Origin of the sequence: Methylobacterium ajmalii (assembly GCF_036448855.1) — a bacterium.
Classification (GTDB): Bacteria; Pseudomonadota; Alphaproteobacteria; order Rhizobiales; family Beijerinckiaceae; genus Methylobacterium; species Methylobacterium ajmalii.
This window is the reverse complement of the sequence record NZ_JAZFXT010000052.1, coordinates 1-11,810: the sequence shown is the minus strand read 5'-3', so window position 1 is coordinate 11,810 and position 11,810 is coordinate 1. Positions and strand designations below refer to the sequence as shown.

Below are 11,810 nucleotides of genomic sequence, written 5' to 3'. Positions count from 1 at the left end.
CGCGATCGGGCGCTTTTCCATGACTGTGGTGTTGACGGATTTCTATCGACGACCCGTCAGGTGACGGGCGGTTCGTCGGGGCGGTCAATTCGTGCAGCCGCGGCTCACGAGGAGGAGGGCGGCCAAGAGCGTCCTCCCCGATCCGCCCGCATCGCGTCCCCGGGGAGGGCGGAGGGATGCTCAGCCCGTGTCCGAGGCGCCGGGCATCGAAGGGTTTGACGCATCCAGCGGCGGTCCGGCCGTGCCGTCTCGGTCCCTACCGGGAGGTCCCGATCCCCGCTCCCGTTACCGCGTCGCCGCCACCACGATCCGGGTCCGGCTGATGAAGGCGCGCGGGTCGGCGCCCTGGTGGCCGTAGAGGTCGCGGGTGACCGTCACGCTCTTCGGCCCCAGCGCCTTGCGGCACTCCTCCTTGACGAAGGTCTCGCCGAGCGGCGTCTCGTCGCCGACGGGCTTGGCCTCGGCGCAGGTCCAGCCGTCCTCGCCCCAGTGGCCCCGGGCCTGGATCCCGAGGAGGTGGCCCTTCTTGCGCAGGTAGAGCGGCACCGCGTCGTCGGTCTCGATCACCAGCCCGTCCACCCGCGCGTCGTCGCCCACCAGCAGCGTGAGGCGGGCCGGGTGCCCGGCGACCCGGGTGCCGTTGCGGGTGGTGCCGTCGGCGTAGGAGAAACCGATGGCGTGCAGCCCCTTGGCGTCGGCCGGGCAGGCGCGCCAATCGGTCCAGCCGGCGATGAGCTTGGCCGGGCCTTCGCGGCAGGCGAGGTCGCCGTAGCCCTTCGGCGAGATCTCCGAGACCGGCATCCCGACCTTGATGTCGCGCAGGTCCGCGATCTCGGGGCCGGCGGCCAGAGCCGGGCCGGCGCAGGTCAGGGCGGCGAGGATCGCCAGGTCAGTGCGAGACGGTCGGCGCATCGGAGCCCTCCTTCTTGCGGTAGACGTCGCAGGCCCGGGAGGTGGTGCCGAAGAAGGCGGTGCATTCCTCGAAGGTCGGCTCGCCCTTGCCCTTGAGCTGGGTGGCGACGTAGCCCGCCACCGCGTCGATCTCCGCCGGGCGCAGGAACACGGCCGTCTCCGGCGGCATGTTGCCGGCCATGTCGGCCTTCAGCGAATCGTAGCACTTCACCGAATCGTAGGCGCCGCGCAGGTGGTAGGGCATGCCGGTCCCGGGCCGGCCGCAGCGCACCACCTCGGCGATCTGGTCCTTGTCGAGCTGCGTCTTGCGCAGGGACAGGGCCTCGCCGCCATAGCCGCCGCCGCCGCCGCCATGCCACTTGTGGCAGCCCGAGCAGGCCTTCTTGAATACCGCGAGGTCGCCCTCGCCGCCGCCGCTCCGGACCCCCTGCGCCCAGGCCGCCGGGGAGGCCAGCGCCAGGCCGGCGAGCAGTGCCGGCACTACCAGTTTCCGCATCCGCATGAACCTCTTGCGTGACCTCGTGCGCGGGGATCCCGCGCGTGGCGGGGCGCCGCCGGCGCCCCGCCTCAAGGAATGTCGGCTCAGAGCGCGAAGACGTAGAGCATCGAGCCGGTCTGGATGTTCTTCAGCTCCGGGGTCGAGTCGATGAACCACTTGTCCCAGGCGCCGCCGAGACCGACCAGGATCGCGACGTACTGCTTGCCGTCGACCGTGAAGGTCATCGGGGGGGCGTTGACGCCGCTGCCGGTGCGGAACTCCCACAGCTTCTCGAGGCTCCTGGCGTCGAGCGCCATCACGCCGCCGCCGGGCTCGCCGGTGAAGACGAGGTCGGGCGTCGCCAGCATGCCGCCGAGCAGCGGGAACTGGGTCTCGTGCTTGCCGGCGACCTTGCCGGTCTTCACGTCGATCGCCGTCACGCTGCCGGTGATGCGGAACGGGTTGGTCGGCCCGCCGCCGGTGAAGAACTCGCGGGGTTTCAGGTTGGCCTGCGTCATCGCCTCGTGGGTGACGCGGTTGCAGCTCTCGATGACCGGGATGTACCAGTATTGCAGGTTCGGATTGTAGGCGGTCGGCGGCCAGTTCTTGCCGCCCATGTTGCCCGGGCAGAAATCGGCGGTCTTGTTCTCGGCCGAAGGGGTCGCTGCCGGGTTGTAGCGCTGCACATCCTTGTTCGGATCGTACTCGAACGGCTTGCCGGTATCGGGGTTGATGCCCTTGGTCCAGGTCACCTTCTTGACGAACGGCGTCGCCCAGACGAACTGGCCGTTGGTGCGGTCGACCGCGTAGGCATGGCCGTTGCGGTCGGCCTCGATGGCGAGCTTGCGGCCGCCGGCATCGACCAGGAGGTTCTCCGACACGCTGTCATAGTCGTAGGGGTCGTTCGGCGTGTGCTGGAAGTGCCATTTGATCTTGCCGGTCGTCGCGTCGAGGGCGAGCGTCGAGTCGGTGTAGAGGTTGTCGCCCGGGCGGTAGGCGTTGTCCCAGTCCGGACCCGGGTTGCCGGTGCCCCACACGATGGTGTCGGTGTCGGGGTCGTAGGTGCCGGTGACCCAGGTCGAGCCGCCGCCGCTGACGGCCGCGTTGTTGTTGCCCTTCCAGGTCTCGTAGCCCGGCTCGCCCTTGCCCGGGATGGTGTGGGTGCGCCAGACCTCCTTCTCGGTCTTCAGGTCGGTGGCGGCGATCCAGCCGCGGATGCCGTACTCGGCGCCGCCGACGCCCGAGATCGCCATGCCCTTCACGATCAGCGGTGCGCCCGTGATGGTCTCGCCCTTGTCGGGATCGGCGACCTGGCGCTGCCAGGCGACCTGGCCGGTCTCCTTGTTGGTGGCGATCAGGCGTCCGTCGAGGGTGTGGCTGACCACGAGGTCGCCCCAGAGCGCGACGCCGCGGTTGTTGACGCCGCAACAGGCGACCGCACCGGCCCATTCGCGGTCGGTCTTCGGGTCCATCTTCCAGAGGAGCTTGCCCTCGCCGCCGCGCGTGTCGATCTTGTAGACCGAGCCCCACCCGTCGGTGACGAACATCATGCCGTTCTCGACGATCGGCGTGCCCTCGAGCCCGCCGTGGCTCCAGATGCCGCCGGACTCGATGCCGCCCAGCGCCATCGTCCAGGCGACCTTGAGGCCCTTGACGTTGTCCTTGTTGATCTGGGTCAGGGTCGAGAAGCGGTGGCCGGCGAAGTTCTTGTGGTGCTGGATCCAGTTGCCTTCCTCCTTGTCGGCGTTCAGCAGGCGCTCCTGCGTGACGCCGCCCTCGGCGGCGAGCGCCGGGGGCAGGGAGAGGGCACCGGCGGCGAGCGCGGCGAGGGAGGTGGCGGCAAGGATGCGCCGCGCCGTCCGGGACGTCGTCATGGGGGTCTCCTCCGGGCCGCCGTCTTTTGGGACGTGTCGCCGCGCCGCGGGCAGCCGCGCGGCCGGCGTCTCTTATTAAGAAATAAATCCTAGTTCGCGGCGCGAACCTCGACCGGCACCTCGACCGGGCCGGCCTTGCGGAAGCTCGCCGAGCAGGTGAAGCGCTCGCCGGCCACCAGCGGCTGGCGGGTCTGCAGCAGCATCACGTGCATGCCCTCGGGCGTCAGCGCGGTCTCGCCGGAGGCCTTGAGGGCGATGGCCTGGACCGGGCGCCTGGAGGGCGGGCCCTCGCCGCCCTTGTCGACCGTGACGCGCTCGCTGAAATTCGCGAACGGGCAGCGGAAGCGCACCAGCGAATCGGCCTCGGCCGCACGGTTCATCACCGTCAGGTGCAGGGGCACGTCGGACCCGACCTTCTCGGTGGGGGCGACCGAAGCGTGCAGCACGTCGATCTCGCCGGCCAGGGCCGGGACACAGCCCAGCAACACAGCAAAGGCCACGCTCACCGTGCGGCGCCGGTAGTCGAGAGACGCTCTCAGCGACGGCATGGCGTAGCCGTCCAGGCGTCAAGGCGCGACATGGATGACGACATCCATTATCCTCCCTCTCGTGTCAGCTTCGCCTTTTGGCGGCGAATTGTCCGAGAGGGTAGCCGTCAGGGTTGCGTCGTCAAGGTCTTATTATAAGGCTCGCATAAAAGTTGCCCGCGACCGATCGGCCGGGAGAGCCGCCCCCTCGCACACCCGTCCGCATCGCCCTAGCTGCCGGGGACGGCGCCGAGCGCCGCGACCGCCCAGGGAGATGCGCGATGGCGAAGATCGATCCGACCGAAAAGGCGACGAGCGGCCGTTTCGACGTCCGGGCGATCGCCGACGCCCTGCCGGCGAGCGCCACCACGATGCTGGTCGACACCTACCTGACCGACCGGCCGGCGGCGAGCGCCCGGGTGTTTCGCGTCTACCGGCCGACGCCGGCGCATTACCACGAGGGGTGCGACGAGTACCTCTACGTGCTCTCGGGCCGCGGCACGTTCTGGATCGGCGACGCGTCCGACGAGGCGGAGTTCGGGCCGGGCCAGCTCCTGTTCTTCGAGCGCGGCGTCGTCCACGCCCTGCCGCGGCTGATCGAGGAGCCGGTGGTCTTCCTCTCCGTCGACACGCCCCGCCGGGCGCCGACCGACGTGATCTTCGTCGATGCCGCGAGCGGATCGGCGGAGACCTTCATGGCGCGCAACGCGGCCGAGCCCGATCCGGCTTGACCTCCCCGGCTCCGGCCGCGATGCACGGAGCACAACAAGCGGGAGGACGCGACATGACGGGCGTGAGCGGGACGGGCGCGGGCCGGGTGGCCCTGGTCACCGGGGCTGCGCGGGGCATCGGGCTTTCGGCGGCGCGGCTCTTCCTGGAGGAGGGCTGGCGCGTCGCGCTCCTCGACATCGACGGGCCGGCGCAGGAGGCGGCCGTGGCCGAGATCGCCCGGCCGGACGACACGCTGGCGCTCACCGGCGACGTCGCCGACCCGGAGGCCGTGGCGGCGGCGGTGGCGGCCGTGGAGGCCCGGTTCGGCCGCCTCGACGCGCTCGTCAACAATGCCGGCACGGCGGTGTTCAAGCCGCTCCTCGACACCACCCCGGCCGAGTGGGCCCGGGTGCTCGCCGTCAACCTGACCGGCCCGTTCCTGTGCGTGCAGGCGGCCGCCCCGCTGATGGCGCGGGGCGGCGGCGGGGCGGTCGTCAACATCACGTCGATCTCGGGGCAGCGCGCCTCGACCCTGCGGGTCGCCTACGGCACCAGCAAGGCGGCGCTCAAGCACCTGACGAAGCAGCAGGCGGTCGAGCTCGCGCATCTCGGCATCCGGGTGAACGCCGTGGCGCCTGGGCCCGTCGACACCGCGATGGCCAAGAAGGTCCACAGCCCGGCGATCCGGGCCGACTACCACGACGCGGTGCCGCTCAACCGCTACGGCCTGGAGCGCGAGATCGCCGACGCCATCGTGTACCTGTGCGGGGCGCGGGCGAGCTACGTCACCGGCCAGACCCTGGCGGTGGATGGCGGATTCGACGCCGCCGGCATCGGCCTGCCGACCCTGCGCCGGGATCTCGCGGCGCGCTGACGGCGCACCCGGCGCGACCGGCGCCGGGAGGAATCTCATACGATAATCCGGTTGATCGCTCCGCGATGCAGATTTCAGCTTCGCTCAAGCGCCGCGCGGGCTGGTGATACCGTGTCCGGAAGGGATCTTCCGGACACGGTATCACTCGCCCCGGGCCAGGAACTGCCGGAACCGGTCGGAGCGCGGCGCGGAAAACACCTGCTCGGAGGGGCCGTCCTCCAGGATCCGGCCCTCGTGCAGGAAGATCACCCGGTGGGCGACGTCGCGGGCGAACGCCATCTCGTGGGTGACGACCAGCATGGTGCGGCCCTCCTCGGCGAGCGCCCGCATCACCCGCAGGACCTCGGCGACGCGCTCGGGATCGAGGGCGGAGGTCGGCTCGTCGAAGAGCAGGACGCGGGGGTGCATGGCGAGCGCCCGGGCGATGGCGGCGCGCTGCTGCTGCCCACCCGAGAGATGGGCCGGGTAGTGGTCGCGCTTGTCGGCGATGCCGACCTTCGCGAGCAGCGCCTCGGCCTCGGCGAGGCACTCGGCCTTCCTGCGCCCCAGCACGTGGACCGGCGCCTCGATCACGTTCTCCAGCACCGTGCGGTGGGACCAGAGATTGAAGCTCTGGAACACCATGCCGACCCGGGCGCGGATGCGGTCGACTTGTCGGGTATCCGCCGGAATCCGGCCGCCGCGCTTGGCGCGCCAGGCCACCGCCTCGTCGCCGACCACGACCTCGCCGGCCTCCGGAACCTCCAGGAGATTGATGCAGCGGAGCAGCGTCGACTTGCCGGAGCCCGACGAGCCGAGGATCGCCACCACCTCGCCCTCGCGGGCCGAGAGCGAGACGCCGCGCAGGACCTCGAGTTGTCCGAAATGCTTGTGCAGGTCGCGGACCGCGACGGCCTCGGTACGCGTGGGGGAGGGGGCGAGCATGGGCGGGTCCGACAATTAGGCGGGGCGGGCCACCGGCCGCGGGCGCAGGTCCGGGGAGAGCCAGGCCTCGGCGAGCCGCAGGGCGCCGATGATCACGAAAGTGAGGGCGAGGTAGAAGGCGCCGGCGCAGACGAAGACCTCGAGCGCCCGGAAGCTCTGGGCGATCAGCTTCTGGGCGAGGCCGGTGATCTCCATGAGGGTGATGGTGGAGGCGAGCGAAGTCGCCTTGACCACCGAGATCACCTCGTTGCCGTAGGCCGGCAGGGCCTGGCGGGTGGCGAGCGGCAGGGTGACCCGGCGAAACAGCAGGAGCCGCGGCATGCCGCAGGCGCGGCCCGCCACCAGCGCCCCGTACGGCACCGACAGGACCGCGCCGCGGAAGATCTCCGCCGTGTAGGCGCCGGTGTTGAGGGCGAGCGCCAGGAGCGCGCACCAGTACGGCTCGCGGAAGAACGTCCACAAGCCCCAGGCCTGGAGCGTCGGCCGGAACTGCCCGAGCCCGTAATAGATCAGGAAGATCTGCACGAGCAGGGGCGTGCCGCGAAACACGAAGATGTAGAGCCGGGCGAGCCAGTCGGCGGGCGCGACGCCCGAGAGCCGGCCCCAGGCGGCGAGCGCCGCCAGGACGCCGCCGAGGGCGACCGAGCCGGCGGTGAGGCTCAGGGTGAGGGGCACGCCGCCGAGCAGCGTCCGGATGGTCGATTCGAGGAACGCGACGTCGATCATCGGGTCCCCCGGCGCGCGTGCGACTCGGCCCGGGAAAAGCCCCAGGTCGAGAGCGAGGTGATGGCAAGGTAGAGGGCGCCGGCCGCGAGGTAGAAGGTGAAGGGCTGGCGGGTCGAGCCCGCCCCGACCTGGGCTTGGCGCAGCAATTCGACGAGGCCCGTGACCGAGACCAGCGCCGAGTCTTTGAGCAGGATCTGCCAGACGTTGCCGAGGCCGGGCAGCGCGTCGCGGGCGACGAGCGGCCCCACGACGCGGCGCAGGATCAGCCCGCGATGCATGCCGACGGCGCGGGCCGCCTCGATCTGCCCGCGGTCGAGGGCGAGGTAGGCGCCGCGGAAGACCTCCGCCTGGTAGGCGCCCGAGATCACCCCGAGCGCCACGACGCCGACCCCGAAGGCCGGTACGCCGATGAACCCCTCGACGCCGAACCAGCCCCCGACTACGCCGAGGGCCGCGCTGCCGCCGAAATACATCAGGTAGATGACGAGCAGGTCCGGCACGCCGCGCAGGAGCGTGGTGTAGCCGTCGGCGAGCGCCCGCAGGGGCAGGACGCCGGAGAGCTTGGCGCCGGCCGCCAGGCCGCCGAGCACGGCCCCGAGGAGGAAGCCGCACAGGGCGAGCGCCAACGTGGTGCCGGCGGCGACGAGCAGCGCGCCGCCCCAGCCGCCGGGGCCGAAGCCGAGAAGGGTGAAGGCGCTCACGCGGATGCGGCCCCCGTCCGATGGCGTGCCATCAGCCCTGCGGGGTCATGTCGGCCTTGAACCACTTGAGCGAGAGCTTCTTCAGGGTGCCGTCGGCGATCACCGCGTCGATGCCCTCGTCGAGCTTGGCCTTCAGCTTCGCCTCGCCCTTGCGCAGGCCCATCGCCACGCCGCGGCCGAGGATGCCGCCGCGAAAGCGCGGCCCGGCCAGCATCACCGTGTCGGCGAATTCCGGCTTCTCGACGGTTGCCCGAAGGGGAGCGTCGTTGGCGAAGATCGCGTCGATGCGGCCGGCGGCGAGGTCGAGGTCGTGCTGCTCGGTGGTCTTGTACTCGCGCACCTCGACGGTGCCCTTGAGGTACTTGTCCATGAAGGCGGCGTGGATGGTCGAGACCTGGACGCCGACGGTCTTGCCCTTGAGGAGCGGCTTGATCGCGTCGAGGGCCTTCGCCGCCTCGGCCTCGTCCATCAGGCTGAACTTCTGGCCGCCCATCGGCAGCTTGGCGAGCGGCCCGTTGCGGTCGACCGCGAAGCCCGAGGAGTCGCCGCTATAGGGCTTAGTGAAGTCCACCACCTTCAGGCGGGCGTCGGTGATCGTCATGCCCGACATGATGGCGTCGAACTTCTTGGCGTTGAGGCCCGGCACCACGCCGTCCCAGTCCTGGGCCACGAACTCGCACTTGATCTTCGCGCGGGCGCAGATCTCGCGGCCGAGCTCGATCTCGTAGCCGTCCAAAGTGCCGTCCGGCTTGGTGAAGTTGTAGGGCGCGTAGGCGCCCTCGGTGGCGATCCGGACCGTCGCCGGCACCGCGTCCTCCGCGCGGGCCGCCCCCGCGCAGCCGATGGCGAGGGAGAGGACGAGGGCGAGAGCAGACCTGATTGTCATTGTGGCGTCGTTCCCGAACCGTTGAGGCGTTCCCACGCGCAGCTAACCCGCAAGCCCTGCCTCAAGGCAAGCGCTTGCATGCCCGCACGATGCGAACGGCATGCCACCGGAGGTTTGCACTCACAGGCAAGCGCTGCTATGGCGCCCCCGCGGGCGGAGCGCCCGCCAGGAGTTGAGCGATGGCCCCGAGGGCAGAGGCGCGACGACGGATCGGCTGACCGATCCGCCCTTCCTCATCGACGCCCGCCCGAGAGTGTGCCCGTGACCACGCTTCCCCTCGTCATCCGTCCCGAATCCCCGCGCGACAACGACGCCATCGAGCGCCTGCACGAGCGCGCCTTCGGGCCCGGACGCTACGCCCGCACCGCCTTCCGGCTGCGCGAGGGCGTGCCCCATCTCTCCGACCTCTCGTTCACCGCCCTCGTCGGCACCCTGCTCGTCGGGTCGATCCGGGTCTCGCCGGCCCGGGCCGGCGCGAGCCCGCTCCTGGTGCTTGGGCCGCTCACCGTCGATCCGGCCTTCGGCAGCCGCGGCATCGGCGGCGCCCTGATGCGCGCCTCCCTCGACGCGGCGCGGGAGGGCGGGCACGGCCTCGTCATCCTGGTCGGCGACGCGCCCTACTACGCCCGCTTCGGCTTCCGGGTGCTGCCGCCGCGCAAGCTCACCCTGCCGGGCCCGGTCGATCCGGGCCGGTTCCTCGGCCTCGAGCTGCGTGAAGGCGCGCTCGCCGAGGCCGGCGGCAGCGTCGTCGGCGGGGCCTGAGGCCTCACGCCGGATCGGCCTCGCCGCGATAGGCGTCGAGCGGGATCGTACCGCCCTTGCGGGCGACCTTTTGCTCGTCGACTGCCGGCAGGGCCCCCTCGAAGAGGTCGATCCGCTTCCAGGCCGGGAAGGGCTGGTGCCCGTCCGCGTCGGGCAGGTGCGGCGACAGTTCGGTGCCCCGGCTCCGGTGGATGTAGCGGCCGCAATTGACGAAGATCTTTTCGACCGAGACCCGCACGACGTGGTCGGCGCCCGGATAGAGCGCGAGCAGGCCGGGATCGTCGGCGAGCGCCGCGGCGCCGTGCACCCGCAGGCGGTGCGGATTCTCGAAATCGATGAAGAGCAGGCCGATGCGGGGGTTCTGCCCGAGATTGCCCAGCGTCAGGAACATCCCGTTGCCGTCGTAGCTCGGAAAAATCAGCTCGCTCGGGCCGGTGATGCGCACGAAGCCCGGGGGGCCGCCCTTGTAGGACACGGTGGGCTGGCCGTTGTCGTCGACGGTGCTGAGGAAGACCATCGTGGCACCGGCGATGAAGTCGCGCTCCGGCGCCTCGAACGCCTCGTGCGCGTGGTCTTCCAGCCGGTCGGCGAGACGGCGCGTGCCGTGCTCGTCCTGCAGGCGCCGGTGGCTCTCGCCGAAGAAGACGCTCATCGTTTCCCCCTGGCTCTTCGGCCGTTCGCGGCCGTTACCCCGGTCTAGCACGGGGGCGGGGGGCCGTCGCACCCGCCCTTACGGCTGCGGTGCGACGGATCTCGCGAAGGCCGGCGCCCCGTCCCGGGGACGGCGCGCCGATCAACGACCGCTTCAGTCCTTCATGATCTGGCCGTCCGGCCCGACCTTCACTTCCTTCTCGTTGTCGGCCAGCGCCACCTTGATCTCGTAGGCGACGGCCGAGCCCTCGCGCTCGACCTCGGCCTCGTAGGCCTTGCCGCCGCCGGCCTGCTTCTCGGCGATCGCCAGGGCGTCCTTCAGCGAGACCTTGGCGTTGTTGAAGTCAGCGACCTTGAGGCGGGTGAAGTAGCGCTCGATCGGCTGGTTCTCGCTCTTGTAGAGCTCGCCGGTGTCGGCGTTGATGCCGTGCTCGACCAGCTTGCCGTCCGGATAGACGACCTTGATCGACCAGTGGGTCGGGTTCTTGCCGTCGGCCTTCTCGAAATCGGCGTCGATGGCGCGGCCGTTGCCGTCCTTCTTCTCGGCGGTGGCGATGGCGTCGGCCAGGCTGATCTTGGCAAGCTTGACGGCCTGCCACTCCTTCATGTCCTTCATGTCTTTCGTCGCGACCGGGGCGGTGGTCGTGCCCATCGGGGCGGTGCCCGGCGCGGTCGGGGCGGTCGGGGCCGTCGTCTGGGCGAGGGCGAGGCCGGTGGTGAGGGCGAGGGCGCCGGCGGTGGCGAGGAAGCGGGTCAGCATCGTGGTCTCCGAGGGCGTCTGAGCCATCCATCAGGGACACCGGAAACGCCGCTCCTCCGACTTGGTTGCCCATTGGGCAACATGCTCGCGCGCGAGGCAGGGCCGGACCTGGAACGCCATACTCCCCGCCAGTTGGCTGGACATCACCGGACCCGACGGAGCCCGACCTCCCGAAACCCCCGTTCGCCCGCCGGAAGCCGATCCCGATGCCCGGCCGACGCCGAGATGGATCCCCGTCCGGATTACGGTGAGACGCGCTACCGCGGCTCGGGGCGGCTCGCCGATCGCAAGGCGATCGTCACCGGCGGCGACAGCAGCATCGGCGAGGCGGTCGCGCTCGCCGTCGCGCGCGAGGGTGCCGACGTGCTGATCGCCTATCACGACAAGCACGAAGACGCCCGCGAGACCGCCAAGCCGGTCGAATCCGCCGGGCGGCGGGCGGTGCTGGTGCCGGGCGACATCGAGGATCCGGCCCATTGCCGCGCCGTCGTCGAGAAGGCGGTGGCGGCGTTCGGGCGGGTCGACGTGCCGGTCATCAACGCCGCCCACTGGAGCATTTTCCGACGAAGTGCATGCCGGTTCGTCGAAGAAAATGCCGCAAAACTAAAAACCGAGAGAGCATCGCGATTGCGACACGATCGTGAAGTTCTCTATGCCGTAGCGATTGATTAACTATCCAAGCCAGATGGCGATGGCCGCAGGCTTGACGAAGCCCATATCGTTGACAAGCAATTTGTCATAGCGCGTGGCCACCCACCGAAACCGCTTCAGCTTGTTGAAGAAGCACTCGATCTGGTTACGCTCCTTGTACACATCGCGATCAAATTCACGTGCGACCTTACGGTTGCGGCGCGGCGGGATCACCACCGTCGCGCCGCTCGCGCTCACCACCTCGACTAAGAGCGCCTAACAGAACCTTTTGATCTGGTTGAGGGTGATGAGGCTGGCCTGCAGGAATGTGAAGGCCTCGTAGATGTCGGCGCGCCGTTCGTAGCGGACGGGCAAGCGGCGGGCGCGGTTGAAC

Annotated in this window: 13 protein-coding genes and 3 pseudogenes; 4 read left to right on the top strand and 12 right to left on the bottom strand. The window is 70.4% G+C overall.

The window, feature by feature from the left end; all coding sequences use genetic code 11:
- Positions 1 to 285: 285 nt before the first annotated feature.
- The 4 genes from V3T34_RS21240 to V3T34_RS21225 all read right to left on the bottom strand — a co-directional run bounded on the left by V3T34_RS21240 (position 286) and on the right by V3T34_RS21225 (position 3,812).
- Complete coding sequence (locus V3T34_RS21240; protein WP_305079711.1) at positions 286 to 912, bottom strand: hypothetical protein; 627 nt, start codon at positions 910 to 912, stop codon at positions 286 to 288.
- A complete protein-coding gene (locus V3T34_RS21235) occupies positions 890 to 1,414 on the bottom strand; it encodes a c-type cytochrome (RefSeq protein WP_331369282.1) in 525 nt (174 codons plus the stop codon). Before V3T34_RS21235 ends, V3T34_RS21240 begins: the two co-directional genes overlap by 23 nt.
- An 80-nt stretch (positions 1,415 to 1,494) precedes the next feature.
- Positions 1,495 to 3,264, bottom strand: a complete 1,770-nt coding sequence (locus tag V3T34_RS21230) for a PQQ-dependent dehydrogenase, methanol/ethanol family (RefSeq protein ID WP_091886967.1) — start codon at positions 3,262 to 3,264, stop codon at positions 1,495 to 1,497.
- 89 nt (positions 3,265 to 3,353) lie between these two features.
- Complete coding sequence (locus tag V3T34_RS21225; protein WP_091886969.1) at positions 3,354 to 3,812, bottom strand: copper chaperone PCu(A)C; 459 nt, start codon at positions 3,810 to 3,812, stop codon at positions 3,354 to 3,356.
- A gap of 260 nt (positions 3,813 to 4,072) precedes the next feature.
- Here V3T34_RS21225 and V3T34_RS21220 point away from each other — a divergent pair, with 260 nt between their 5' ends.
- Together V3T34_RS21220 and V3T34_RS21215 are read left to right on the top strand one after the other, a co-directional pair.
- Positions 4,073 to 4,522 (top strand): cupin domain-containing protein, encoded by a 450-nt coding sequence (locus V3T34_RS21220; protein WP_305079713.1) that lies wholly within the window; start codon positions 4,073 to 4,075, stop codon positions 4,520 to 4,522.
- A 53-nt stretch (positions 4,523 to 4,575) separates the two neighbouring features.
- The gene (locus V3T34_RS21215; protein WP_060846226.1) at positions 4,576 to 5,376 is read left to right on the top strand and encodes an SDR family NAD(P)-dependent oxidoreductase; all 801 of its coding nucleotides are present in this window, start codon (positions 4,576 to 4,578) and stop codon (positions 5,374 to 5,376) included.
- Positions 5,377 to 5,517: 141 nt separating this feature from the next.
- Here the strand turns inward: V3T34_RS21215 and V3T34_RS21210 are convergent, their stop codons facing one another.
- From V3T34_RS21210 to V3T34_RS21195, 4 genes are read right to left on the bottom strand one after another with little or no spacing between them, the layout of a single operon-like run.
- Positions 5,518 to 6,300 carry an ABC transporter ATP-binding protein gene (locus tag V3T34_RS21210; RefSeq protein ID WP_305079714.1) on the bottom strand — a complete coding sequence of 261 codons (783 nt, stop codon included), beginning with the start codon at positions 6,298 to 6,300 and terminating at the stop codon, positions 5,518 to 5,520.
- Positions 6,301 to 6,315: 15 nt separating this feature from the next.
- Positions 6,316 to 7,026 carry an ABC transporter permease gene (locus V3T34_RS21205; RefSeq protein WP_060846224.1) on the bottom strand — a complete coding sequence of 237 codons (711 nt, stop codon included), beginning with the start codon at positions 7,024 to 7,026 and terminating at the stop codon, positions 6,316 to 6,318.
- Complete coding sequence (locus V3T34_RS21200; RefSeq protein WP_091748674.1) at positions 7,023 to 7,727, bottom strand: ABC transporter permease; 705 nt, start codon at positions 7,725 to 7,727, stop codon at positions 7,023 to 7,025. Before V3T34_RS21200 ends, V3T34_RS21205 begins: the two co-directional genes overlap by 4 nt.
- A 31-nt stretch (positions 7,728 to 7,758) precedes the next feature.
- Positions 7,759 to 8,613 carry a transporter substrate-binding domain-containing protein gene (locus V3T34_RS21195; RefSeq protein WP_305079715.1) on the bottom strand — a complete coding sequence of 285 codons (855 nt, stop codon included), beginning with the start codon at positions 8,611 to 8,613 and terminating at the stop codon, positions 7,759 to 7,761.
- A 261-nt stretch (positions 8,614 to 8,874) separates the two neighbouring features.
- Between V3T34_RS21195 and V3T34_RS21190 the strand changes: the two genes are divergently transcribed.
- Positions 8,875 to 9,375, top strand: coding sequence for a GNAT family N-acetyltransferase (locus V3T34_RS21190; RefSeq protein ID WP_060846221.1), 501 nt, complete (start codon positions 8,875 to 8,877; stop codon positions 9,373 to 9,375).
- A 4-nt stretch (positions 9,376 to 9,379) separates the two neighbouring features.
- Here V3T34_RS21190 and V3T34_RS21185 read toward each other — a convergent pair whose 3' ends face one another.
- Together V3T34_RS21185 and V3T34_RS21180 are read right to left on the bottom strand one after the other, a co-directional pair.
- Positions 9,380 to 10,027, bottom strand: a complete 648-nt coding sequence (locus V3T34_RS21185) for a pyridoxamine 5'-phosphate oxidase family protein (RefSeq protein WP_305079716.1) — start codon at positions 10,025 to 10,027, stop codon at positions 9,380 to 9,382.
- Between the two features lie 153 nt (positions 10,028 to 10,180).
- Positions 10,181 to 10,786 carry a PepSY domain-containing protein gene (locus V3T34_RS21180; protein ID WP_060846219.1) on the bottom strand — a complete coding sequence of 202 codons (606 nt, stop codon included), beginning with the start codon at positions 10,784 to 10,786 and terminating at the stop codon, positions 10,181 to 10,183.
- A 206-nt stretch (positions 10,787 to 10,992) separates the two neighbouring features.
- On the opposite strand from V3T34_RS21180, the pseudogene V3T34_RS21175 reads away from it, so the two are divergent.
- Positions 10,993 to 11,347 (top strand): annotated as a pseudogene (locus tag V3T34_RS21175) (SDR family NAD(P)-dependent oxidoreductase); the annotation flags it as partial.
- Positions 11,348 to 11,458: 111 nt separating this feature from the next.
- Here the strand turns inward: V3T34_RS21175 and V3T34_RS21170 are convergent.
- Positions 11,459 to 11,656 (bottom strand): annotated as a pseudogene (locus V3T34_RS21170) (IS5/IS1182 family transposase); the annotation flags it as partial.
- A gap of 36 nt (positions 11,657 to 11,692) precedes the next feature.
- Positions 11,693 to 11,810, bottom strand: a pseudogene (locus V3T34_RS21165) (IS5/IS1182 family transposase); the annotation flags it as partial.